Genomic DNA, 22173 nt, shown 5'->3' with positions numbered 1-22173 from the left:
CTTGCTCCCCTTCTCTGCTAGGAAAGGGGCTGAGGGTTAGGTTGCTTCTCGCGACAGGTGTGCCGTTTGGCTTAGGGGAATTTCGATTACAAATTCGGTGCCTTCACCGGGAGCTGAAATGCACTTCAGATTGCCACCATGTTTCTCAGTGATGATGCCATAGCTAATCGATAAACCTAAGCCAGTCCCTTTGCCGATCGCTTTAGTTGTAAAGAACGGATCGAAGAGCCGAGGCTGGAAATGCAGTGGAATTCCTGGCCCATTATCAGCAATGCAAATTTGCACCTGTTGATTTTCTGTCATCAGAGTGCGAATGCGAATGGTGCTAGGCTTTTGTTCTCGTGCCGCTGAAGGGCGTTGCTTGTCGTACTCCTCTAAAGCATCGATCGCGTTGGTCAGAATATTCATAAACACTTGGTTGAGCTGCCCCGCGTAGCATTCCACCAAAGGCAAATCGCCGTAATCTTGCTCAATTTGGATCACAAATTGGTCAGACTTCGGTTTCAAGCGATTTTGCAAAATCATCAGCGTACTTTCTAATCCAGCGTGAATATCGATCGCTTTCATATCCGCCTCATCCATGCGCGAGAAATTCCGCAAAGCTAAGACAATTTTCTGAATCCGCTCGGTGCCCACCTGCATCGAACTCAGCAATTTGGGTAAATCTTCAGCCAAAAACCCTAAGTCAATCGTGTCAATCTCGGTCTCAATTTCTGGTACCGGATCAGGATAGTGCTTTTGGTAAAGCTGGATTAAATCGAGCAGGTTTTGCGTGTACTTGTCGGCGTGGCTGAGGTTGCCATGAATAAAATTCACGGGGTTATTAATCTCATGCGCTACCCCCGCCACCAGTTGCCCTAAAGAAGACAGTTTCTCGGTTTGGATGAGTTGCGCTTGGGTTCTTTGCAATTCCCGCAGCGTTTGTTCTAGGGCTTGGTTCTGCTGTCTAGATTGCGCTTCCGATTGGCGCAGGACTACTTCAGCTTGCTGACGCTCCGTGATGTCTCGCAAAATCACTACATACTCTCTTAGCTGAGAATTGACGCGATCGCTAACCGAAACATCTAACAGCTTGGTTTGGGCAGCCTGTATCAGCCTTTGCTCACTGCGAATCGCCCAATGCTGCGGATACTCAGCTAGACCCGCTAAATATTGGCTTAAAGGATGTCCTAATACATCTCGTGGCTTCATTCCGAACAAACCTGTAGCGGCTGGGTTCAAGCGCTGAATCAGCCCAGCTTCATCTACGACTACGATGGCATCTTGAGCAATATTAAAGAAATGTTCTGCCGCTTCCTGGGCCTCCATCACCTCTGCTACTTGGGGCAAACTGGTCCAGCAAGCGATCGCCACTCCGACAAAGGCGATCGCCAGCAGCAGCACCACAAACAAATTGGCATTACTGTCGAAAGCAATACCATCTAATAAAGTCCGCACTCCCCAGCCAATCGTGAGCGCACTACAAATGAGCAAGATCAGAATGCAAATCTGCGTCAGCATCAAGTCCGAGACTTGCCGATGGGGCCGCCTCTGATAGCGTCGTATCCACCATTCCGCTCGTAACCCAGGAATTGCCGTACGACGTAGCCCTTGATCCAGCAGCAAAATACTGATGGGCAACAGCAGCCCCATAAACAGGTCTTGCCCATTCCAGGCCAGCCCCCCTATCACTAACACCAAACTTTCTACGATACAAAAGACCAGGGACCAGCGCGGCCACAAGGCTTCTGGATGTCCTCGCCGTAGCCACATGCCCAAATGAATACCAATCATGCTGCTCAAGTAGCCTGTCCCCGTCACCATGACGACTCTGGTCACATCCCCCCAGATCAGGCAGGCCACGCTCAAAAGCCCTGTAAAAGCCAAACTCGGCCCCAATACACCCCGCCGAGAAACCACCCCAAACACAGGAGCCAAGTAGCCATCTAAGGCAAGTTGGTATAAGACTCGCGGCGCATTAGAAACGGCTGTCGCAGAACTCAATAGACATCCAGAGGCAATTAAAAAAGTAACCAAAACTTGGGCTTGTTGACCCCAAAAAGGTTGAGCCGCTGCGATTAAATTCAAAAAGGCGCTGTCTCCTACGCCTGTAGCAGGGGTCAATCGCATCAGCACCCAAGAGCCACCGATATAAACAATGGGTAAAAGCCAAGCAGCAAACGACAAACATTGCAGCGTAGAAGCAGGACGACGGCTATCGGCCACAAACGAAGAGGCCGTTTCGCAGCCATACGCCGCATAGATCGCCACAAAAACCCACTTAGTCCAATCTCGCAGATCCAAGCTAGACCACTCTGTCGGAAACAGCCCAGGACTATTGGGAGCTAGGGTTAGCCAGCCGCAGCCTTGGACACAAAACGCCAACAAGAAACCAATCGCTGGTAGCACGAAAAATAAATGCAGAATGCCTAAAGCCCGCGTGCCACTGAAGGCCACAACAAAAGGAATAGCTGTAAATACAATTTTCAGAGCCATCTCTGGACAAGTCAGGCCCAACGGTTCTAAGTTGGTTTTGATTAAATCGGTCAGAATGATGGCATTCATGGCGGGCACCGACACCCAACCCAGCCAATACCCGATCGCTACATATTGAGCTAAGCCCGGATAATGCTTCAGGAGCCGAGTTGTATAGTTGGGTGTACCACCCGAAACGTCGGGCCAGCGAGTTCCCAAATGCTTCACCTGGAGATTTAGCATCACGCCCACAATGGCAGTGGGTATCCACACCCAAAGCGCTTGTGGCCCCATGTCTAGATGCATGGCAGGAGCCGTGCCTAACCACAACAGCAGCCCACTGAGACCAAATCCCCCTGTTTCTAGAGAACTCAGGCTACGGGTGAGGCGAAAAGAGGTATTTAAGCTGGGATCGGTACGACCAAAACTGTTCATGAAACACTGCTTAATCAACAGGCGAAACATCTAGGTAGTGTTCCCTAAGCTCGCAAGCCCCAACATGACAATTGTCAAAGAAATTTAATTTAGTTGCTTGCCACTGAGATCAAAACTGGTAGCGGTTCTAAGGTAGGGCGATCGCACCTCATACACAATCTCGAAATCACTACGATAAAATAGACCAAAACGCTTGTACTATTAAACCCTTCAAACCATCTTCTGCGGTCTAGTGTTTGTCCACGCGGAAACCTTACGCTCGAACTGTAGGATTGCAGTGGTTGGAGTATAGAACTCTATATAATATCTGCTCTGCCCGTGCCGCAAATTTTGACTCCAGAGCTTTGGGACTGCCCGTAAATCGATGCCCTACGAACCGCTACACCACAAATATCGTCCCCAAACTTTTGCAGAACTGGTGGGGCAAGAAGCGATCGCGACCACGCTAACCAACGCGCTACGGCAACAGCGGATTGCACCTGCCTATCTGTTTACAGGAGCGAGAGGAACGGGCAAGACCTCCAGCGCCCGAATTTTGGCTAAATCTCTCAACTGCCTGCAAAGTGATGCCCCCACAGAAACCCCTTGCGGCAAATGTGAAGTCTGCCGAGCGATCGCCAACGGTTCAGCCCTTGACGTAATCGAGATCGACGCGGCTAGTAACACCGGGGTCGATAATATTCGGGAGTTGATCGAGCGATCGCAATTTTCACCCGTCCAGTGCCGCCACAAAGTGTATGTGATTGACGAGTGCTTAACTGGAGACTCATTAGTACAAACTAGTCAGGGACTGATTCGCATTGACAGTCCTGAGATTCAAGGCAAACAAGTTCTCAGCTACAATGACCAAACCGGAACCTGGGAATTCAAACAAGTTTTGCGCTGGTTCGATCAAGGCGTTCGCTCCACTTACCTGATCAAAACCACCAATCGAGAAATCCGCTGTACCGGAAACCACCTGATTCGGACTGATCAAGGATGGAAACCAGCCGCCGAACTCAAGCCAGGGATGAAGATTCTGTCGCCTCATCCTGTGAAAAATTACAGGCCAAGTGGGCCGAGTTGGAGCCACTCAGACCTGAATGTGCCTGTGGCTGTGGCGAGAGACTACAAATCCCCACGATCGCTGGCAAAACTAGTGTCGAATACATCCAACGCTACTGGCAGAAACACCCTACAAAACAAAACCACTACAAAGTCCTTAGTCTCACAGAGAAGCTGGCAGAACTGGAAAAATACGAACCCTGTTGTGCTTGTGGGTGCGGAGAACAACTCAGCATTCCTCAGCATATGCTCACGCGATCGCAACCAGCAACCGTTGCAGGTATCCAAAGCCATTGGCGACGGCACCCCTACAAGCAAGGCCACGGCATCTGGGCAACTCGTACCCACAACTTCGTTAACAACCTCGACCCCCTGTCTCCAAAAACCTTGGGCCTCATCTACGGCACCTTACTGGGCGACTGCTCCATCACCTACCCCAACCGCCACAGCCGATTCCCCCGCTTGTCCTGGACTCATGGTATCCAGCAGCAAGCTTGGTTGGAATACAAAGCTGAGCGTTTGGCAGGATTACGCCCCAAACTTAGAACCGCAACCAATCAGGGATACGGGCAAGAGTCAGCCTGTGGCAGTACTGCCTGTCACCCCCAACTCGCAGAAGTTTTTCAGGTCGTCAGACCATCCGGCAATCAGAAACAAGTTTCTCGAAACTGGCTCCAGCGCCTCACTCCTGAAGGATTGGCCTGGTGGTATATGGACGACGGCTCACTCACTCTCACGCCCCAAGGTAGCCCGCAAATTCAGCTCCATACAGAAGGCTACTCAACCAACGAAAATCAACTTATTGCAGAGTGGCTTACGGAAAGCGGCTACCCAGCCAACGTTAGAAGTTACACAAGAGCCAGTAGAGGCAAAATCTACTCCTACTTGGCAATGGGAGCAGATACTAGCCGAAAATGGCTCTCAGACTTGCGGCAGTACGCCCTCCCATCAATGGACTACAAATTTGGAGCAGGTCGAATCTGTCCGCCTCGATGGGGCTGAGGCAGTTTACGACATTGAGGTTGAAGACAACCATAACTTTGTGGCAAATGGGCTGCTGGCACATAATTGCCATATGCTCAGTACCGCCGCATTCAACGCGCTGCTAAAGACGTTGGAGGAACCGCCCGATCGCGTGGTGTTCGTGCTGGCGACGACTGATCCACAACGAGTATTGCCTACCATTATTTCGCGGTGTCAGCGGTTCGACTTTCGGCGGATTCCGCTAGAGGCAATGGTGCATCACTTGAGCGCGATCGCCCACAACGAATCAATCAATATTGCTCCCGATGCAGTGCAGTTGGTGGGGCAAATTGCTCAGGGTGGGTTGCGCGATGCCGAGAGCTTATTGGATCAACTGAGTTTGCTGGAAGGGCAAGTAACAGTTGAGCGGGTCTGGGATTTAGTCGGAGCGGTGCCAGAGCGAGACTTGCTAGCTTTATTGCAAGCGATCGCCACCAATGACCCTGCCCAGGTTCTAGATGGGGCACGTCACTTAATGAATCGGGGCCGAGAACCCCTGATTGTCCTGCAAAACTTAGCCAGCTTTTACCGTGACCTACTCATTGCTAAAACTGCGCCAAGTCGAGGAGATTTAGTCGCGATTACGCCGCCGACTTGGGCACAATTGTGTCAGTTTGCTCAGCAACTCCCGATCGCCCTAATTTTAGAAGGGCAAAAGTATCTCCGAGCGGCAGAGGTGCAGATTAAAAACTCGACTCAACCCCGTCTGTGGCTAGAAGTCACATTGCTGGGTTTGTTGCCTTCTGAGTTGGGAGTAGAACCGCCCGTTGTGACTGCTGCTCCCATTGCGCCTGCTCCCATTGCGCCCCAGTGGGTTCCAACTCCACTAACCATTCTACCCGTCCCAACATCCTCAGCTCCCTTACCCGCTACAACAACAGCCAGCTCTTCTAATGGCAAAATGCCCAGTGTGGCTAGTCAGTTGCAGCAATTGTTGAGTCAAGTTGCCAGTAAACATCAGCTATCTACGCCAGCGGCAGACTTAGAAGTACTAGCAGGTGCGATCGCCCAAGCTCTTTTGCATGATCAGGAGTTCCGCAGTGCCTTGAGTGCGTTAATTTCTGCCCCTCAGCCCACTGTTGCATCGATTTCAGAAACGGTAGCAACCAACAGTCATACTCAAGTGGCAGTCGTCACTGAAACTGTAGTCCCTGCAACCGCTCAAAATGGCAGAGCCGAAGTAGTGGAAACAAGCCATGTAGAAGTTGATGAAGCGATCGCGGTTGTAGAAACCGCAGCAATCGAATTTACAGAGCCTGATCTCATTACATCAATTGGCGAACCCAGTCCCTGGCAAGAAGCGGCTGCCCAGGAGCCAGAATTGCTTGAGCCGCCAGACAACGAAATACCAGCGGTTGAGGCAGCACCAGCATTGAACTTAGAGCAATTGTGGCAAAAGGTTCTAGGTTGCATCGAGTTGCGGGGTACGCAGGCATTATTGGGTCAACAGTGCTACTTGCTAGGACTCGATAAACAACAAGCCAAGGTTGGAGTGCGATCGCAACCTCTGATCAAAATTGCTCAACGCAGTTTGCCAATCGTGGAGGAAGCCTTTCACAAAGCTGTAGGTTATCCTGTCAAAGTATCTTTAGTCGTAGCGTCCGCCGCTGAACCTGCACCTGCCATCCCAGCAGCTCCTGAGGGTCATGCTCAACCCTCTGCGGCGATCGCACCACAACCCCCTCGGTTAGCAGAAAGAACACCATCGAGCAGCTCTCAAGCGCCAGACCCAGGGCCACAAGGCGCTAGTCCTCCTGCCATTGCTCACGAAACGAACCACTCCCACTCGTCCCCAACATCTACAGCAGCTACTCCACCAGAACCTATTACCTCAGTGGACGCGATCGCAGCGATCGACCCTCCATCGCTGCAAAACATTCCTTGGCAAGAAGAAGACGAAGTGACACGAGCAGCCAAGCGACTCGCAGAGTTCTTTGGAGGCAAGGTCGTGGATTTAGAAAGCGGTTGGACTTCTGACGGTAATGAGCTAGTAGTCGCGCCCCCAATCAGCGAGTGGGATGAAACCGACTCAGGCGCAGAAGCAGATGAAGTACCCTTCTAAACAAAAAACGGCTGGCTCCATACCAACCGTTTTTAGAAATTCATTTGCAGCGATCTAGATAGCGATCGCCCTTTACGCTATTTAGGTTTGCTCTGGCAGATCTAGCCAAACTTCATCTTCAGCACCCTGATGGATAGTCTTGATCCACTTCAAGCGCTTCGGTCGCACTGAAATACGGGCTGTCGTACTAGCTACAACCACCAACCAATGGAACATATAGACCGTTCCTTGCAAAGATTGAGACAGCGTCGTCCAGAAAGAAGCGTCTAAATTTGCCTGAGCCTCCCCTGGAGTTGCAGCTAGTTTAGGTTGTTGGTAGCGGCGTAAACCGACAAACATGCCCATAAACGAGAGCATCACCGTCAAGCTAGCCAGTGGGCTGAGGAGAGGTGAGCTATTGCGGGCGATCGCCATCAGCAAGTCGGGTACGGAAGCGGTCGGCAAAATGTACTGGATCAGCCAAAAAACGAATAAATCAAACGTCTTTCGAGGGCTGAGCCGACGATTGCGAGCCAGGAAACGCCAGTAATCTAAATACCGTTGATAACCTCCCTCCGCCCAACGATTGCGTTGATGCCAAAGCGCTAGCGATCGCGTCACCCCTTCTTCCTCAACCGCAGGCACTGCTAGAAAATCAATGTCCCACTGATCGAGGTGTAAGCGGAAGGTGAGGTCTAGGTCATCCGTGATGGTTTCCTCGTTCCAACCACCACACCGCTCTAGAGCTAAGCGCCGGACAAACTGACCATTCCCCCGCAATTCGCCAATGCCACCCAGAGCAATTCGTTGTTCTTGAAAAAAGGCATCCAACGCCATTTCAATCGATTGCCCTTGAGTTAGGAAGTTGGTGTCCGCATTCGCGATCGCCTTCCGCACCTGTACCGCACCCACTTGAGGCCGTTGGAACAGAGGTAATACACGCTTCAGCAAGTCCTGAGACACCTGCGCATCTGCATCAAAGACAGCCAGAATTTCCCCTTGGGTTAAGGGCAGAACCTGATTTAAGGCTCCCGACTTGCCACCACCCGCGCCCGCCGCTCGGTGCAGAACTTTAAGTTGTGGGTACTCCCTGGCCAACTGATCGAGCAAAATCGGGGTGCGATCGGTGCTGCTGTCATCAATCACCCAAAGTTCGTAGCGATCGGCAGGATAATCAAGATCACACAGCGTCTTTACCAGCTTGCCAACCACTGCCTCTTCGTTTTTAGCTGCAACCAACAAAGAGACAAAAGGCCAATCTGCTTGATCCGCTTCGGCTAAAGGTTCTGGAGCTACTAGAGGTCGAGCCAGCATAATCCGCAGGGCGTGGATGCCCACCACTGTGGTTAAGCCAATCACAACCCAAATGCCCCAAGAAAATAAATGGAGGGCGATCGTGCCACTCCAAACCATTGTGAGCGTAAAAGCTGCTTTACGTCGCCGCCCTCTAAAGCCCTTATAAGAGGGAGTTTCTAGATCCTCTTCTACCTCCGATAAGTCAGTCAAAAGAGAGCCAAGGGACTCAAGCTCGCTGAAGGAATCGTTTCCGGGCCAGGAATTCTCCCGCATAGGTTATTTGATTCAACCACCAATATTTATCGACACCCTTGAAGAAGCTGGGAATGAGATAGCACCAAACCGTACAGCCTTCACATACAGACAGTTTGCCCTGCGACTGGCGATATTCTTCCACCACCTCATTTTGGCGATAGAGTTCATACAGCCGTCCCTCAATCGAGACACCCGTTTGAGAAAAGTGATAGCAGGGTAAGAGCAATTTGTCGTCGGGTGAAATAGCGATTACAGCATCCACCGCTTTACAGCGAGGATTTTTGGTGTCATTACCACCAGCCTCAATAAAAGCCAGTGCAGCCTTATTGTAACCAACATTGTTAAATTTCTTAGCAGCCGCTTCGATCGCTGCCACCATATCAGGCGTTGGGTTTTTCTTATCGTTATAGTTGCTGTGAGCGGTGAAAGCAGGGTTGAGCCAAACGCGCGCCCCTAACTGAAGACCCAGTTCACCTACTTCGCCAATCCGCTCGTAATTTTGAGCGGTTACAGTGTGGTTGAGAACCGGATGCTCTCCCAAGGAATGAGCGAGCTTGACTGACTCGACAAGAGTGTCAAAAATTCTTACACCCCGCGATTGATCATGGGTGTCAGCGTCACCCCCATCTAGTGAGAAATTGAGAAAATCAACCAAACCTTGAATCTCTTCCGCCTTCTTAGGATAGAGAATCGTGTTTGTCGTCATGCTGGTCTGGAAACCCTGCCGCTTTGCTTCCGTATAAATCTGCGCTACATCGGCTCGTAGCAGTGGTTCACCACCCGTAAAGTCTACATACCGCACTCCCAATCGTCGCAGATCTTGTAGATTGTGCTTGATGGTCTCAAAACTCGCTTCTTGAGGCGGCTCTAATGCCCAGATATCACAAAAGTGGCAACGGGCATTGCAGCGGTAGGTCAAGTAATAATTTGCAACCAGAGGTGCCATAACTTTAATTCTGAAGCAGGTATTAAGTATCAGAATAGGCAATCTTGCTCCAGATGCGGAAAAAATTCAGTAGGGGCATCTGGAATCCGGGGAAGTTGGCCTGAATCGAAACGTTTGAATCAAAGTGCGTAAGGTCAACTCAGAATACTACAGCAAAGCCATAATTAACGGCCAGCTCTGCCGTAATTAAACCGTAAGTAGATAGCGTCTTGGTCGAGCTGTGAGCCAAATCAACGAAGAGTGGTTGTTGGAGGTGTTTAAATACTGAGAGGAATTGGGAATACTATCTACTGGCAGTCATCAACTTACCAAGATATTTTCTGGGTATGCCGTCTGCCACGGGGTTTGAATAGAAGCCGAAATTAAGGAAAATTCGAGCATGTCCATCGAACAACTCCAGCCAGCTGCTAGCCGGGATGTCAACGTCTATATGCCCTACTACCAGGGCAACAAGCGGAATGTGCTGCCCCTTGCCATCAGCCTTTATCAGAAGGGAGCTTTAGAAGGACAACGCAAAATCGAGGGCGGTGATGCCATTCCCTTTATTGCCACCTGGAACGTGTCAACGTTGCCCGCAGACTTAACTCGTTGCCGCATGCAGTTTGAAGGCAATGCTGAACTGAGCTACGAAGTGATGATGGCTAGCTTTGAGTTTGTCGATTGCTTGATTGACTTGCTAATGACCTTTAAGCGCAGTCGCAACGCTGATTTCTCGCAAGCCTTTTACCGTAAGCTTTTGCGCCTAGAAGACTAACCTAATTTCAGAGTTGGGGAATGTATCACCCTACAATGAAGGGGATAGCAAGCGAAGTTCAAAGCGGTTAATTCAGGAGTGAGGACGTGCCAAAGTCCCCGAAGTATTTGTTAGTAGGATCAACGGAAGCTTACAGTGGTAAGTCAGCCATGATCCTGGGTGTGGCTCACCAATTGAAGGAGCGAGGGCTAGACATCGCCTATGGTAAACCTTTAGGCACCTGCTTAAGCGAATCGCGAACAGATGCGCTGGATGAGGATGTGCGGTTCTTCTCTCAAGTCCTGAATTTAGCTGAAAATCGCTTGCAGCCTACGTTACTTGCGTTAGACGAACAGACGGTACAAAACCGCTTGCAAGGACTGGATCGAACGAACTACCGCCAAACTCTCAACCAGTACTTACAGATGCAAGGAGGAGACCTGGTGCTTTTGGAGGGGCCAGGTACTTTAGAGGAGGGGAGTCTATTTGATCTCTCTCTGTCTCAGGTAGCAGAAACCGTTGATGCGGCTGTGTTGCTGGTGGCTCGTTGTCACTCGTTGTTGCTAGTCGATGGCTTGCTGGCCGCTAAACAGAAGCTGGGCGATCGCCTGATTGGGGTATTGATTAACGACATTCCTAAGGAGCAGCTAGAGACGGTGGACAAGGTGATGCGGCCATTTTTGGCACAACACGAAATTCCCGTACTAGGTCTATTTCCGCGTAGTGATTTGCTACGCAGTGTCAGCGTGCGCGAACTGGTCCATCAGCTCAATGCTGAAGTGCTCTGCCGAGGCGATCGCTTAGATCTCCTGGTGGAAAGCTTGACGATCGGGGCGATGAATGTCAGCTCCGCTTTGAAGTATTTCCAGAAAGCGCGAAATATGGCGGTGGTCACAGGGGGCGATCGCACAGATATTCAGCTTGCCGCCCTAGAAACCTCGACGCAATGCCTGATTTTGACTGGGCATTTGCCGCCTACCCGCACCATTATTAGTCGGGCAGACGATCTAGAAATTCCTATTCTCTCGGTAGATCTCGATACCCTAACCACGGTAGAGATTATTGATCGCGCCTTTGGTCAAGTACGCCTGCATGAGCCGATCAAGATGCAATATGTTCAGCAGATGGTGGCAGAACATTTTGACATTGACCAGCTCATGGCGAAACTGAATCTAGAGCCTGCCGTAACCCTGCAATAATTTGTTGGCCTAGGCTGGCTTCCAAGTGCCATGAAAGCCTAAGGGAATGATGCTGGGCAATGCTAACCGACAAACCGGGGCCTCATTCAGGCGATCGCTAGCGAAAATTTGCACTTCACTGCGATCCGTTTTGCCATCAAACACCACAGTCAGAATCCAGCCTTGATCAGGACTCTCGCGATCGGGTGCGTAGATGGGTTCTGTAGGGTAGCAGCGATCGCCTAAATCTGCGGTCATTAGTTGCCCAGTTTGGTGATCAAAACGAGCGATCGCGCCAAACATTTCTTGACGGGTATCAATGTCAGGACGATGAACCGAGAGATAGGTAAAGCGAGAAGCTTGCCCTACTTCTTGAGGGTTTACTACCGGAAATTCGCAGCCGCGATCGAGCATTTCTGTCATAGCTTCAACCTTTCCTGATTCAGGCTGGAGTCGCAGTTGCCATAAAGTTCCTTGCGCTGTTGTGTGAGTTTGTCCGGTCGCCACTTCCTTTAGGTATTGATTGGTTTGAAAGTCTGCATAGCGGACCATATCTACGACCACTGCACCGCTGGTATCCATGCAGCCATTCCCAAAGTGCCACTGATACCAAGGGTCGGCTTCACCACAGCTCACAACGCTGAGAGTCTCTCGATCCACCACTAAAATTTGGGTGCCCAACTGCGGCTTCCAGGTGAGGGCATCGCTGTAGCTTTGCAGTTTTAGCAGGACAGGAAAAGGATTTAGCCGCACAGGTGGAATGCAAAACACTAAATACGGTCCCGCTAGGACAAAATCGTGAATTAACGGAAAACCATCGAGGGCGATCGCATTGTGCTGGCGGATTTGGCCCGTTTTATCACTACGGTAAATATGCAAGATACCCGTTTTGCCGTAACCCACCCCAAAGTTAAAAATCTCGCCAGTCTGTGGGTCGCGTTTGGGGTGAGCAGAATAGCGCTGTTCGCCACCCAGTTGGCCCAAATTTTCCAAACCTAAAGTTTCTAGGGTTTGAAGATTTAGAGCGTGAGGCTGCCCCCCTTCCCAGAGCGCTAAAAGTTTGTCTGATAGAGCCAGCACAGAAGTATTGGCAACGTTTTTCGTCCCTTGGGTCAGCCGATTCCATAGAGAGCCTGAGGGCATGGTCCCATAGCCGCCATAGAGCAAACAGCCTGCTTGAGCTTCTGCTTGGTAGCCTGTGCTTTGGACAAAGCGGTAGACCCCATTTGCCCCCCCATCGCTGAAATGGACGCCGAGAATTGCGCCATCGCCATCGAACCAATGCTGAGCATCGTAGCCACCTCGTTCTAGCCGAGCAGGGCCATTCCGATAGAGCGAACCTCTCAATCCGCTAGGAATTGCCCCCGAAAGCACAGGTAAGGGGGTGAGATTAAACTCTTTTATCGGTTGGGCGATCGCATTCGTACTCGTGGGTGGAATGGCCTTAGACCATGCGGCCTGAGTTTGTGTCGGTTGAGCGGTACTAACCATCGGACAGTTGCTCCTGATTTGAGATGGCTGAAATTTGAGATTCAGGCTGGGGAGAAAACGAGTGCTCGATGTCACTGGCCCTCATGCGATCGCCCTTAAATTGACTCCACATATATCTTCGCAAAAGCATCGGGTTAAGAGACAGATCGGTTGGGTTGGTAAAAGGAAGCGATGTAGCTACTTGGTTGAGTTATGTACGACTTCAGCGTCCAGGCATCTAATTTCAGGTTCTGTCTGGTAAAATAGCGAGGTTGTTCAGCCTGAGACTGGCTTTGAGTCAATCGATAGATCTGCCTAAAGTAGACGATTTTTTACAAGAGCTGGCGACCATTCAGCAAACAGGGTCTAAACGCATCGCCTTGCTGGGGTCACGTCATGTTCCGATTACTCATCAACACTTAATTGAAATGATGAGTTATGCCTTGGTGTTGTCCGGTAATCGTCTCATTACCTCTGGTGCAACCGGAACTAATTCTGCTGCGATTCGGGGTGCCATGCGGGCTGATCCGAACTTGCTGACAGTCATTCTGCCTCAGAGCTTGGAACGTCAACCTCGCGAATCTCGCGAACAATTGGCTCAGGTAATGCACCTGGTAGAGAATCCGGAGCATGACAGTTTAACTTTGGCTGAAGCAAGCGCGTTGTGCAACCTGGAGATTGTTTCTCGCTGCCAGCAGCTCATTTGCTTCGCCTTCCATGACAGCCAAACGTTGCTCAAGACTTGTCAAGATGCTGAGGAGCAGCGCCGAATTATCACCCTGTTTTACTTTGACTAGCTCCTTGTTTAGGTAAACAATGTCTGTGCCATTGCCAGTTTCAGCACTTTTGCTCTACAGCATTGCCGGGGCTGCATTGCTTGTTTATGTTCCCTTTCTCGTCGTCGCTTACGGTCGGCTACAAGTTGGGTATGATTCGCGGGCCCCAAGAGCCATCTTTGAGAAGCTGCCAGCCTATGCTCAGCGAGCAACTTGGGCGCACCAAAACTCATTTGAATCGTTTATGTTGTTTGCGGCAGCAGCCTTGATGGCTTATGTGACGCAACAAGATTCGATCTGGGTGGCGGGAGCGGCGATCGCTTATTTGGTGGCGCGGTTGCTGTTTTCGCTGTTTTATATTCTAGATATTCCCCTGGCGCGATCGCTGATGTTTGGCATTGGTACCCTTTGTATTGCTACATTGATGGGCACAAGCTTGACATCCCTGCATTAATCTAAATTCGAACATTTAATATTCTTTGTGGTTCTATGGCTGCTACTTCTTCATTTGATGTTGTGAGTGACTTCGATCGTCAAGAGTTGGTGAATGCGATCGATCAAACAGTTCGTGAAATCAAGAGCCGCTTTGACCTAAAGGACACCAAGACGACGATCGAGCTTGGTGAAGATGTCATTACGATTAATACAGATAGCGAGTTTACGCTAGATGCAGTCCATACGTTGCTACAAACGAAATCTGCAAAGCGTAATCTGTCGCTCAAAATCTTTGACTATGGCACAGTGGAGTCGGCGAGTGGCAACCGAGTTAGGCAGGAAATTAAGTTGAAGAAAGGAATCAGCAAAGAGATCGCAAAACAAATTTCTTTGCTGATTCGCGACGAGTTTAAGAAGGTGCAGGCATCAATTCAAGGGGATGCGGTGCGAGTGTCTGCGAAGGATAAGGATGATTTACAAGCAGTGATCCAACGGCTAAAGCAGGAAGATTTGCCTGTGGCTTTGCAGTTTAATAATTATCGCTAGAATTAAATGCCTTGGGGGCGCTTGCCCCCAAACCCCCGCTGAGAGACGGCTGCGTCCCTCAGACTCCCTCCAAAAGGGCAGGAATGGTGTGAAGCCCAGCAAAGGAGTAGAAAGCGTTTTTTAGGTGGATCGATCGCTTTCTAGAGGAGTTTCTAAGGGACGTTCTACTGGTGGCACGAAGGGGATAGCGGTGCCTTGATAGGGTTGAGGGAAAGGCGGAGCACCCTCCAAACCACCTTCAGCCCAGCGTTTAGCAACGGCTACAAAATCTGACGGCATCATAATGATGGTGGTGGTATTGTTTTCGGCCCCAATTTCTGTCAGCATTTGCAGACGCCGCAGTTCTAGAGCAGAAGGATTTGCAGCGATATTTTTGGAGGCTTCAGCTAACTTAATGGAAGCTTCTTGCTCTGCTGCTGCTTTAATGATCCGAGCCCGTTTTTCTCGGATGGCTTCGGCTTCTTTAGCCATGGCTCGTTGCATGTTGGGCGGAATTTCTACATCTTTCATTTCTACCCGCTCAATCACCACGCCCCAAGGCTCGGTAATTTCATCAACGATTTCTTGAACTTTGAAGTTGATTTTGTCGCGGTTTTGTAGCACATCATCTAGAATGTTTTGGCCTACAACATTGCGTAAAGTTGTGAGAGCAATTTGATAAACTGCCATCTCATAGTTTTCAACTTTATTAATGGCTTTGGCAGGATCGATAATTCGATAGTACAAAACTGCATTCACTTTAATAGTCACACTATCAGCGGTTACAGTTTCTTGGGGTTCAATATTAACCGTTTTAGTGCGGATATCTAACTGAGATTTTTGGTCGATCCAAGGAATAATCCAATACATTCCTGGGCCTTGGACTCCTCTAATTCGGCCCAAGCGGAAGATAACCCCTCGCTGGTATTCGCGATCCATTTTGAGGCCAGAAGCAGTCAAGAAGAAAAGAATGCCCAACAGTAAGAAGGTCTGTCCCATGATGGACTAATCCAAACTTGGATACCTGTATTCTAAGCTGGGCGACCAAGGGACAATTCCGAGAAATTGCTTAAGGATCGAGCGCAGTTTTCATCGTCGGAACCAGTTTAAGGAGTGAACTTGCAAAGCTCCACTTTTGATTTTGCACTGTCCTTGATTTAAGGTTGGGTAAAGGGCGCGATCGCTAGACAGCTTGATTACTTGTCCTAAATTTTGATTAATGTTGATATTTAATGCTTTAGTCACTCTACTGCTGGAGTTGGAAATTTGGATGCCAGTATAAAATTTGTTGGCTTCTAAAGTGATCGCGGCACTGCCATCCCATTGGCCTAATTGAATACAAGCAGGGCCGTTATAGTTACCTGGTAAACCTAGAGAGGCTGAGTAGCTTAAGGAATTGTCTGTGGCTTGAGTCAGCGCTGATGGGGCGATCGCTACAACCAAACCACCTGTGCATCCGATCAAAGTACTCAAAAATTTCACGTTGGCACCCTTAGAAAATTAGCTCATGAAATAAGATTCCCGAAATTACAACACAAATTTTCGTTTAATAAGAATAAACAATGAACCTTTGATAAAAGCAGCGTAAAGCTCTAGCGAGAACTCTTTCACTACTTAGTCAATTGGAGCTTGAGATGAAAATAAATCAATTTCATCACGTGGCAATTATTTGCTCTAACTATCAAAACTCAAAGCATTTTTATGTAGAGATTTTAGGATTTCCGATTATTCAAGAAACGTTTCGGCCTGAGCGTAATTCTTATAAGTTGGATTTGCGGGTAGGCGATCGCGACCAAATTGAACTATTTTCGTTTCCCGAACCGCCTCCTAGACCTAATAGTCCTGAAGCGCAGGGGTTGAGGCATCTTGCTTTTTCGGTGACCGATTTAGAGCAAGCGGTAGCGCACTTAAAATCTCAAGGAGTTGCAGTGGAGGAGATTCGTCTCGATCACCTCACCGGAAAGCAATTTACTTTCTTTCAAGACCCAGATAGCTTGCCCCTAGAACTATACGAGCGCTAATTAATGTCGCCTTCACAGGTAGCATTAGCAGGAGGTTCAAGCTCGAATTTTTCGGCAATGCTCTCTAAAATCTTGGCTTCTTGGGGTGTCACCTTGCCATTTCGACAGGCGATTTTTCGGCTTTGGGTTAATAAGGGTACGGCAAAATCGGGATTGAGTTGATTGAGCAGAAGATATAAAGGCTTAGGAGTTTGCAAGTTTTCGCTGATGGTCTTGAGAGAAGAGGGATGCAAATTCAGCGTTTTTAAGGTGGGTAAAATCTCGTCCCAAGAGCGTTTGTCGGTTCCTGCCAAAATCATATGCACCAGAACTTGATCCATAATTGCTTGCTGAGCGAGCGCCACTTGCAGATACTCTTGGCTCGCTTGCTGAACTTCAGACAGCTTGGCATCTGAGAGGTCTTCGTTGAGTTTGGCTTCGTAAAAGCGGCAAGCCGCATAACCTAGGGAGTAAAGCATGGCGGCATTAGCACTCGCGCCTACCAAAGCTCCAGCGATCGGCGTATTCCGCAGTAAGCCCAACCCTAATTTGATCGCGCGACCGCTCCCTAGAGCTACCCCAAAAATTGCTAAAATTTCCCCTTTACGAGCTGGATCACGGAGATCCAAACCATAAGCTGAGGCAATTTGGTAGATCATTTCGGCCTGCAAAGCCATATTGGCTGCTAAGTCTACTGTTAATAGCGCTGTAGCAACCCCCGGAATCATGCTAGTTGCCAGACCTACCCCACCCGCGTACACCGCTTTCTGCACCATGAGGGTATGGGCAATTTGGCTAGGGGTATGGTCGGGGTGCTGGCGTTGCAAGTCCTGAACGGCAACCTCAGCTTTAACTAAATCAACTTGATTGGTAGCATCCAGCAACCAACCCCAATTGAGGCGAGTGCCAACCTTGCGTAACACTGGGTTATTGCCGACGAAAGCTGCGGCTTCTCCTGCCCCTTGGGTTGCCTGAGTCAAGAGCTGCTGAGTTTGTTTAACTGTGGCCTCCCCCAGCTCTACGGCAGCTTTACCCGCCTGTAGGGTCGTGTGGGCGATCGCACCTCCAACTCCAGTTGCTGTGTTTCGAGCCGCTTTTCCGACTTGCGTGGCTCGACTACCCACTGTATCTCCTAGATTGTGCAGATTGTGAGTCATAGCTGACCACAGCGAGGACTGCGGTTGTTCAGGAGAGCCTGCTTCCACGTCTTGCACGTCTATGGGTGATGCCTCTACTATCGCTTCGGTAGCAGGTAAAGCCTCCGGAGGCGTGGCGATCGCTTTCGGTTGAGTGGCTGGGTTCTGAGGAGTAGCATTGATGGGAGGAACAGAAGAATTGGCGGAATGATCAGTCATGATCAAGGGTGCTCCAGACAACTAAATACGCAAAACTGAGCATCGCTCTCACGACTGCTAGCTATATCGGCGACTCTCACAGATCTATTAAAGGTTGACACAGACTACCTTTTCATCTCCTTTGAGTCAGAAAAAGTACCTAGTCTAATACTACTTGCGGTGGCTGGGCCGCTTTAGCAGCTTCTAATACACGACTGTCTAACTTTTGAGCAACTTGATCCACTGAAATCACAGGCTTGTCACCATCAAGATACATAGTCCATAGAAACGCGCCGACTTGGTTTCGTCGGAAGACGACTAGTTCAATTCGGATTGGAATGCTTTGAATATTGCTCGTAAAGCCTAAACCTGCGATCGCATCCCCAATACCCTCTAAGTTCTTCAAAGCCCCCGTCTTAGAGATCTCAATGCCTACCGAACCTTGCTGGAACCCTTGGGCAAATTCCTCTAGAAAATTAGTTTGACGGAGTTCGGCATCAAAAGCGGCCTGCGCTTCTGGTGTCGCTAGCAAGGTTGTAAAGCCCATGATGTACTGAAAATGCTCGTCTTCTTGAAAAGCAAATAGGCTTTCAGGTTGATAGTCCCCGTCCGATAAGCTTTGGCTGAACTCACCCAAGTCTGGCCCGGAAAGCGGCTGAAACCCCGTCGGTAAGTCCTGCAAGAGTAGAGTTGGTTTGCTAGTCTGCGCTTGAGCGACAGCCACATCGACGGCAGCGAAGAGCGATCGCGGCTGAACTTGGGCTGGCAATGGAGTTGAAACTAAAGCTAGAAGTGCCTTGTGAGTTTGAGCTTGAGCCGTTTGCCCTAGCCATAGACTGCTCATTAAAACCCAAACCACAGAGAGAACAGACTTTTGCATGTGCGGAAAACTCCCCTGCGCTACAACAGGTGGGTGAACAATTAAAAAACAGCGATCGCGCTAAGTTGGTACTCCTCAACCGCTCCGTTGCTTCTCAAAATACTTTTCTAGGTCTAGACAGCACAGCCTTTCCTGTAAGCTACCTGTTGTTGTAGTTTCGCTTTACAATCTTTGCATCCTGTAAGTCCGAATTCAGAATCCAACAACGGTCTATCCCAGAATTTCTATGAGCATCGGATATCTCGCCCTCGTCCTGCACGCCCACCTACCCTTTGTCAGACATCCCGAAAGTGACTACGTTCTGGAAGAAGAGTGGTTATATGAAGCAATTATTGAAACTTACGTGCCCTTGTTGCGGGTATTCGAAGGCTTAAAACGGGATGGAATTGACTTCAAAATCACCATGAGTATGACGCCACCCTTGGTGTCCATGCTCCGTGACCCCCTGCTACAGGAACGTTTTGATCACCACCTAGCTCAACTAGAAGAGTTATTAGAGAAAGAGATTGATCACAACGAGCACAACGGTCATATTCGTTACCTCGCCGAATACTACTCCAAAGAATTTAAGGAAGTTCGGCAAACCTGGGAGCAATACGATCGCGATCTAGTTAAAGGATTTAAACAGTTTTTAGATAGCCATAACTTAGAAATCATTACCTGCGGCGCGACTCACGGCTACTTTCCCCTGATGAAGATGTACCCACAAGCCGTGTGGTCCCAAATCAAAGTCGCTTGTGAGCATTACGAAGAAAACTTTGGTCAACCGCCCAAAGGTATCTGGCTACCAGAATGTGCCTACTACGAAGGCGTAGAGCGGATGCTGGCTGACGCAGGGCTGCGCTACTTCCTCACCGATGGCCACGGGATTCTCTACGCTCGTCCTCGGCCCCGGTTCGGTACTTATGCCCCCATCTTTACCGAAACTGGGGTTGCTGCTTTTGGGCGTGACCACGAATCTTCGCAACAGGTGTGGTCTTCAGAAGTTGGTTATCCTGGCGCGCCAGAATACCGCGAGTTCTACAAAGACTTGGGCTGGGAAGCAGACTACGACTACATCAAGCCCTACATCATGCCCAACGGCCAGCGGAAAAACGTGGGCATTAAGTATCACAAGATCACTGGGCGGGGTCTAGGCTTAGGCGACAAAGCCCTGTACGACCCCTATTGGGCGCGGGAAAAAGCGGCAGACCACGCCAGCAACTTTATGTTCAACCGCCAGCAACAGGTTGAGCACTTACATGGCATCATGCAGCGACCTCCCATTATTGTGTCGCCCTACGATGCTGAGTTATTCGGGCATTGGTGGTACGAAGGCCCCTGGTTTATCGACTACCTGTTCCGCAAGTCTTGGTACGACCAGCAATCTTACGAAATGACTCACTTGGCCGACTACCTGCGGATGAACCCGATGCAACAAGTTTGTAAACCCTCGCAGTCGAGTTGGGGCTACAAAGGCTTCCACGAATACTGGCTGAATGAAACCAATGCCTGGATCTACCCGCACTTGCACAAGGGGGCGGAGCGGATGATCGAGTTGGGCAAACGGGAGCCTGCGGATGAACTAGAGTGGCGTGCCCTCAACCAAGCGGCCCGCGAACTGTTGCTGGCTCAATCTTCTGACTGGGCCTTCATTATGCGGACAGGAACAATGGTGCCCTATGCAGTCCGCCGCACGCGATCGCACTTGATGCGCTTTAACAAACTCTACGATGACCTCAACCAAGGCAAAGTTGATTCTGGCTGGTTAGAAAAAGTCGAGGAGATCGACAACATCTTTCCCAACATCAACTACCGCACCTATCGGCCACTTTAATCAACTCGTGTAATCAATAGTAATGACCTGAATTCATTTGTCCTGTAGGGGCGGATTTGAGCACAGCTCTCCTTGAATGATCAGAGAATGATCAGAGTTCTGTGATTAAATCTGCCCCTTTTTATATAGGTATCCATCAGGAACTTAGTAATCTCCTTCAGGGTCTGTCTGATGATGGAAAGACAAATTTGTATAATTACGTTAACTTCTACTATTGCAAATTGCTTAGAGTTGGTGCGAGGCAAGCTATGAAGTTACTACTGGGTGGACTGATTGTCAGTTTGGGGCTATGGACATTGCCAGCGCAAGCGCAAGTTTCTAATGCCCAAGTCAATGCACTCGTAGAAGCAATTCGGCAAGCAGCCCCACAAACCGGAACCTCTAAGGATGGTTTGTACAGCGATTGGCAAGTACTGCCTGGTAATATCCCTCGTTGGGCAAAGTTTTGTACGGGCCGAGAAGTGACTCCAGAACAATTTGGAGCCAATGCTAGCACGGCGCGGAGCATTGTCACTTGCATTGTCAAAGATGCCCTGCAAGATGAATACCCTGCCAGTGGCAATAACGAGGCGATCGCGGTGCAACGAGTCGCAGCCTGGTGGATGACGGGCGATCCAACTCGCTATACCAATTCTGCAACCAGCCCTTACACCAACAAAGTCCTCAGTTTCTATCAAAAACTGAAATCTCCCAACGCTGCTTCTAGACCTGCTACTTCCTCCACTGCCCCTGCCACCTCTACCACTGCTTCTAACTCCTCTACTCCTGCTAGCGCTGCTGCCCCTGCCTCGCAAAACGAATATGAACGGTACATGCAGGCTGGCTATGCCGCAACTAAGAAGGGAGACTATCCTCTCGCGCTGTTGCACTTTAAGCGAGCTGTGGATGAACGTCCGAATGATCCCTATGCTCAAAAAGCAGTTCAGAACGTGGAGAGATATCTGACTCGGAGCCGTTCTGGTTCTGCTCCTGCCAGCCAAAACTCTGCTCCACAGCCAACTCCGCAACCTGTGAAGAACGAAAATGGCTCTGCACCTAAAACCTCAGGGGTAGTCGTACCCACCCAATCAATCGCAGCCAGAAACAATACAGCTATCTCCCAAAACCAAGCTGTAGGTCTAATTACAGAATGGCTACAAGCGAAGTCACAGATTTTCGCTCCTCCTTTCGACCAGCAACCCATGAAGCAGTTCACGACAGGCGAACTGTATGCTTCCCTAGTGAGGGATGATGGCGCGATCGCTTGGCTCAAAGACAATCAAGCTTACTATCGCTTTGGGGTCCAGAAAGTAGAGTCGGTCGAGCGATTTGTGGCAGATCAAAACAAGGCGACGGTCGAGCTAAAAATTACTGAAGACCGCACCCTATACCGCGACGGCAAAGTTGATCCGACTCAGACTGACTTCAAAACCAGATTGGTGCGCTATAGCTTGGAGTCAATTAACGGAGCCTGGAAAATTGCTGACTATAAAACTGTGGATGGTTCAGTTTTAGAACGTGCAGTTGGCACCAATACCCAGAACAATTAAATA

The 22173-nt window shown here is 49.7% G+C and carries 17 protein-coding genes; 9 read left to right on the top strand and 8 right to left on the bottom strand.

Going from position 1 to position 22173, the window contains the following annotated elements:
* Positions 1–36 precede the first annotated feature (36 nt).
* Complete coding sequence (locus KME12_01445; protein ID MBW4486432.1) at positions 37–2889, bottom strand: amino acid permease; 2853 nt, start codon at positions 2887–2889, stop codon at positions 37–39.
* A 364-nt stretch (positions 2890–3253) separates the two neighbouring features.
* Here KME12_01445 and dnaX point away from each other — a divergent pair, with 364 nt between their 5' ends.
* Positions 3254–7018 (top strand): DNA polymerase III subunit gamma/tau, encoded by a 3765-nt coding sequence (dnaX, locus tag KME12_01440; protein MBW4486431.1) that lies wholly within the window; start codon positions 3254–3256, stop codon positions 7016–7018.
* 81 nt (positions 7019–7099) lie between these two features.
* Here dnaX and KME12_01435 read toward each other — a convergent pair whose 3' ends face one another.
* Together KME12_01435 and KME12_01430 are read right to left on the bottom strand one after the other, a co-directional pair.
* Positions 7100–8566, bottom strand: coding sequence for a glycosyltransferase family 2 protein (locus KME12_01435; protein MBW4486430.1), 1467 nt, complete (start codon positions 8564–8566; stop codon positions 7100–7102).
* On the bottom strand, positions 8520–9494 hold the full coding sequence (locus tag KME12_01430; GenBank protein ID MBW4486429.1) for a radical SAM protein: 975 nt from the start codon (positions 9492–9494) through the stop codon (positions 8520–8522). Before KME12_01430 ends, KME12_01435 begins: the two co-directional genes overlap by 47 nt.
* 379 nt (positions 9495–9873) lie before the next feature.
* Between KME12_01430 and KME12_01425 the strand changes: the two genes are divergently transcribed.
* Together KME12_01425 and KME12_01420 are read left to right on the top strand one after the other, a co-directional pair.
* Positions 9874–10248: a hypothetical protein gene (locus KME12_01425; GenBank protein ID MBW4486428.1), complete on the top strand. Its 375-nt coding sequence runs from the start codon at positions 9874–9876 to the stop codon at positions 10246–10248.
* An 86-nt stretch (positions 10249–10334) separates the two neighbouring features.
* On the top strand, positions 10335–11426 hold the full coding sequence (locus KME12_01420; GenBank protein MBW4486427.1) for a phosphotransacetylase family protein: 1092 nt from the start codon (positions 10335–10337) through the stop codon (positions 11424–11426).
* 9 nt (positions 11427–11435) lie between these two features.
* On the opposite strand, the gene KME12_01415 is transcribed toward KME12_01420, so the two are convergent.
* Complete coding sequence (locus KME12_01415) at positions 11436–12896, bottom strand: carotenoid oxygenase family protein (GenBank protein ID MBW4486426.1); 1461 nt, start codon at positions 12894–12896, stop codon at positions 11436–11438.
* A 272-nt stretch (positions 12897–13168) separates the two neighbouring features.
* Between KME12_01415 and KME12_01410 the strand changes: the two genes are divergently transcribed.
* The 3 genes from KME12_01410 to KME12_01400 are packed head-to-tail and all read left to right on the top strand — an operon-like array spanning position 13169 to position 14632.
* The gene (locus KME12_01410) at positions 13169–13672 is read left to right on the top strand and encodes a DNA recombination-mediator protein A (protein MBW4486425.1); all 504 of its coding nucleotides are present in this window, start codon (positions 13169–13171) and stop codon (positions 13670–13672) included.
* 19 nt (positions 13673–13691) lie between these two features.
* Positions 13692–14105 (top strand): MAPEG family protein, encoded by a 414-nt coding sequence (locus tag KME12_01405; GenBank protein ID MBW4486424.1) that lies wholly within the window; start codon positions 13692–13694, stop codon positions 14103–14105.
* Between the two features lie 35 nt (positions 14106–14140).
* A complete protein-coding gene (locus KME12_01400; protein ID MBW4486423.1) occupies positions 14141–14632 on the top strand; it encodes a YajQ family cyclic di-GMP-binding protein in 492 nt (163 codons plus the stop codon).
* A gap of 120 nt (positions 14633–14752) precedes the next feature.
* Here KME12_01400 and KME12_01395 read toward each other — a convergent pair whose 3' ends face one another.
* Complete coding sequence (locus KME12_01395) at positions 14753–15610, bottom strand: slipin family protein (GenBank protein MBW4486422.1); 858 nt, start codon at positions 15608–15610, stop codon at positions 14753–14755.
* A gap of 90 nt (positions 15611–15700) precedes the next feature.
* Positions 15701–16084: a hypothetical protein gene (locus KME12_01390; protein ID MBW4486421.1), complete on the bottom strand. Its 384-nt coding sequence runs from the start codon at positions 16082–16084 to the stop codon at positions 15701–15703.
* A 161-nt stretch (positions 16085–16245) separates the two neighbouring features.
* Here KME12_01390 and KME12_01385 point away from each other — a divergent pair, with 161 nt between their 5' ends.
* Complete coding sequence (locus tag KME12_01385) at positions 16246–16632, top strand: VOC family protein (GenBank protein MBW4486420.1); 387 nt, start codon at positions 16246–16248, stop codon at positions 16630–16632.
* Here KME12_01385 and KME12_01380 read toward each other — a convergent pair.
* The gene (locus tag KME12_01380) at positions 16629–17966 is read right to left on the bottom strand and encodes a hypothetical protein (protein MBW4486419.1); all 1338 of its coding nucleotides are present in this window, start codon (positions 17964–17966) and stop codon (positions 16629–16631) included. The two genes, KME12_01385 and KME12_01380, sit on opposite strands and share 4 nt — an antisense overlap.
* Before the next feature lie 139 nt (positions 17967–18105).
* A complete protein-coding gene (locus KME12_01375; GenBank protein ID MBW4486418.1) occupies positions 18106–18825 on the bottom strand; it encodes a hypothetical protein in 720 nt (239 codons plus the stop codon).
* A gap of 226 nt (positions 18826–19051) precedes the next feature.
* Here KME12_01375 and KME12_01370 point away from each other — a divergent pair, with 226 nt between their 5' ends.
* Positions 19052–20641 carry a glycoside hydrolase family 57 protein gene (locus KME12_01370; protein ID MBW4486417.1) on the top strand — a complete coding sequence of 530 codons (1590 nt, stop codon included), beginning with the start codon at positions 19052–19054 and terminating at the stop codon, positions 20639–20641.
* Between the two features lie 248 nt (positions 20642–20889).
* The gene (locus KME12_01365) at positions 20890–22170 is read left to right on the top strand and encodes an ARC6/PARC6 family protein (protein ID MBW4486416.1); all 1281 of its coding nucleotides are present in this window, start codon (positions 20890–20892) and stop codon (positions 22168–22170) included.
* Positions 22171–22173: the final 3 nt, after the last annotated feature.

The sequence above is a fragment of the Trichocoleus desertorum ATA4-8-CV12 genome, from assembly GCA_019358975.1.
GTDB lineage: Bacteria > Cyanobacteriota > Cyanobacteriia > FACHB-46 > FACHB-46 > Trichocoleus > Trichocoleus desertorum_A.
This window is presented reverse-complemented; position numbering and strand designations above follow the sequence as displayed.

Bases quoted from the DNA above. Each gene is read 5' to 3' on its own strand.
- KME12_01395 (MBW4486422.1), bottom strand. From the start codon at position 15,610: ATGGGACAGACCTTCTTACTGTTGGGCATTCTTTTCTTCTTGACTGCT.
- KME12_01445 (MBW4486432.1), bottom strand. From the start codon at position 2,889: ATGAACAGTTTTGGTCGTACCGATCCCAGCTTAAATACCTCTTTTCGC.
- KME12_01435 (MBW4486430.1), bottom strand. From the start codon at position 8,566: ATGCGGGAGAATTCCTGGCCCGGAAACGATTCCTTCAGCGAGCTTGAG.
- KME12_01375 (MBW4486418.1), bottom strand. From the start codon at position 18,825: ATGCAAAAGTCTGTTCTCTCTGTGGTTTGGGTTTTAATGAGCAGTCTA.
- KME12_01380 (MBW4486419.1), bottom strand. From the start codon at position 17,966: ATGACTGATCATTCCGCCAATTCTTCTGTTCCTCCCATCAATGCTACT.
- KME12_01365 (MBW4486416.1), top strand. From the start codon at position 20,890: ATGAAGTTACTACTGGGTGGACTGATTGTCAGTTTGGGGCTATGGACA.
- KME12_01400 (MBW4486423.1), top strand. From the start codon at position 14,141: ATGGCTGCTACTTCTTCATTTGATGTTGTGAGTGACTTCGATCGTCAA.
- KME12_01415 (MBW4486426.1), bottom strand. From the start codon at position 12,896: ATGGTTAGTACCGCTCAACCGACACAAACTCAGGCCGCATGGTCTAAG.
- KME12_01430 (MBW4486429.1), bottom strand. From the start codon at position 9,494: ATGGCACCTCTGGTTGCAAATTATTACTTGACCTACCGCTGCAATGCC.
- KME12_01370 (MBW4486417.1), top strand. From the start codon at position 19,052: ATGAGCATCGGATATCTCGCCCTCGTCCTGCACGCCCACCTACCCTTT.
- KME12_01385 (MBW4486420.1), top strand. From the start codon at position 16,246: ATGAAAATAAATCAATTTCATCACGTGGCAATTATTTGCTCTAACTAT.
- KME12_01425 (MBW4486428.1), top strand. From the start codon at position 9,874: ATGTCCATCGAACAACTCCAGCCAGCTGCTAGCCGGGATGTCAACGTC.
- dnaX (MBW4486431.1), top strand. From the start codon at position 3,254: ATGCCCTACGAACCGCTACACCACAAATATCGTCCCCAAACTTTTGCA.
- KME12_01405 (MBW4486424.1), top strand. From the start codon at position 13,692: ATGTCTGTGCCATTGCCAGTTTCAGCACTTTTGCTCTACAGCATTGCC.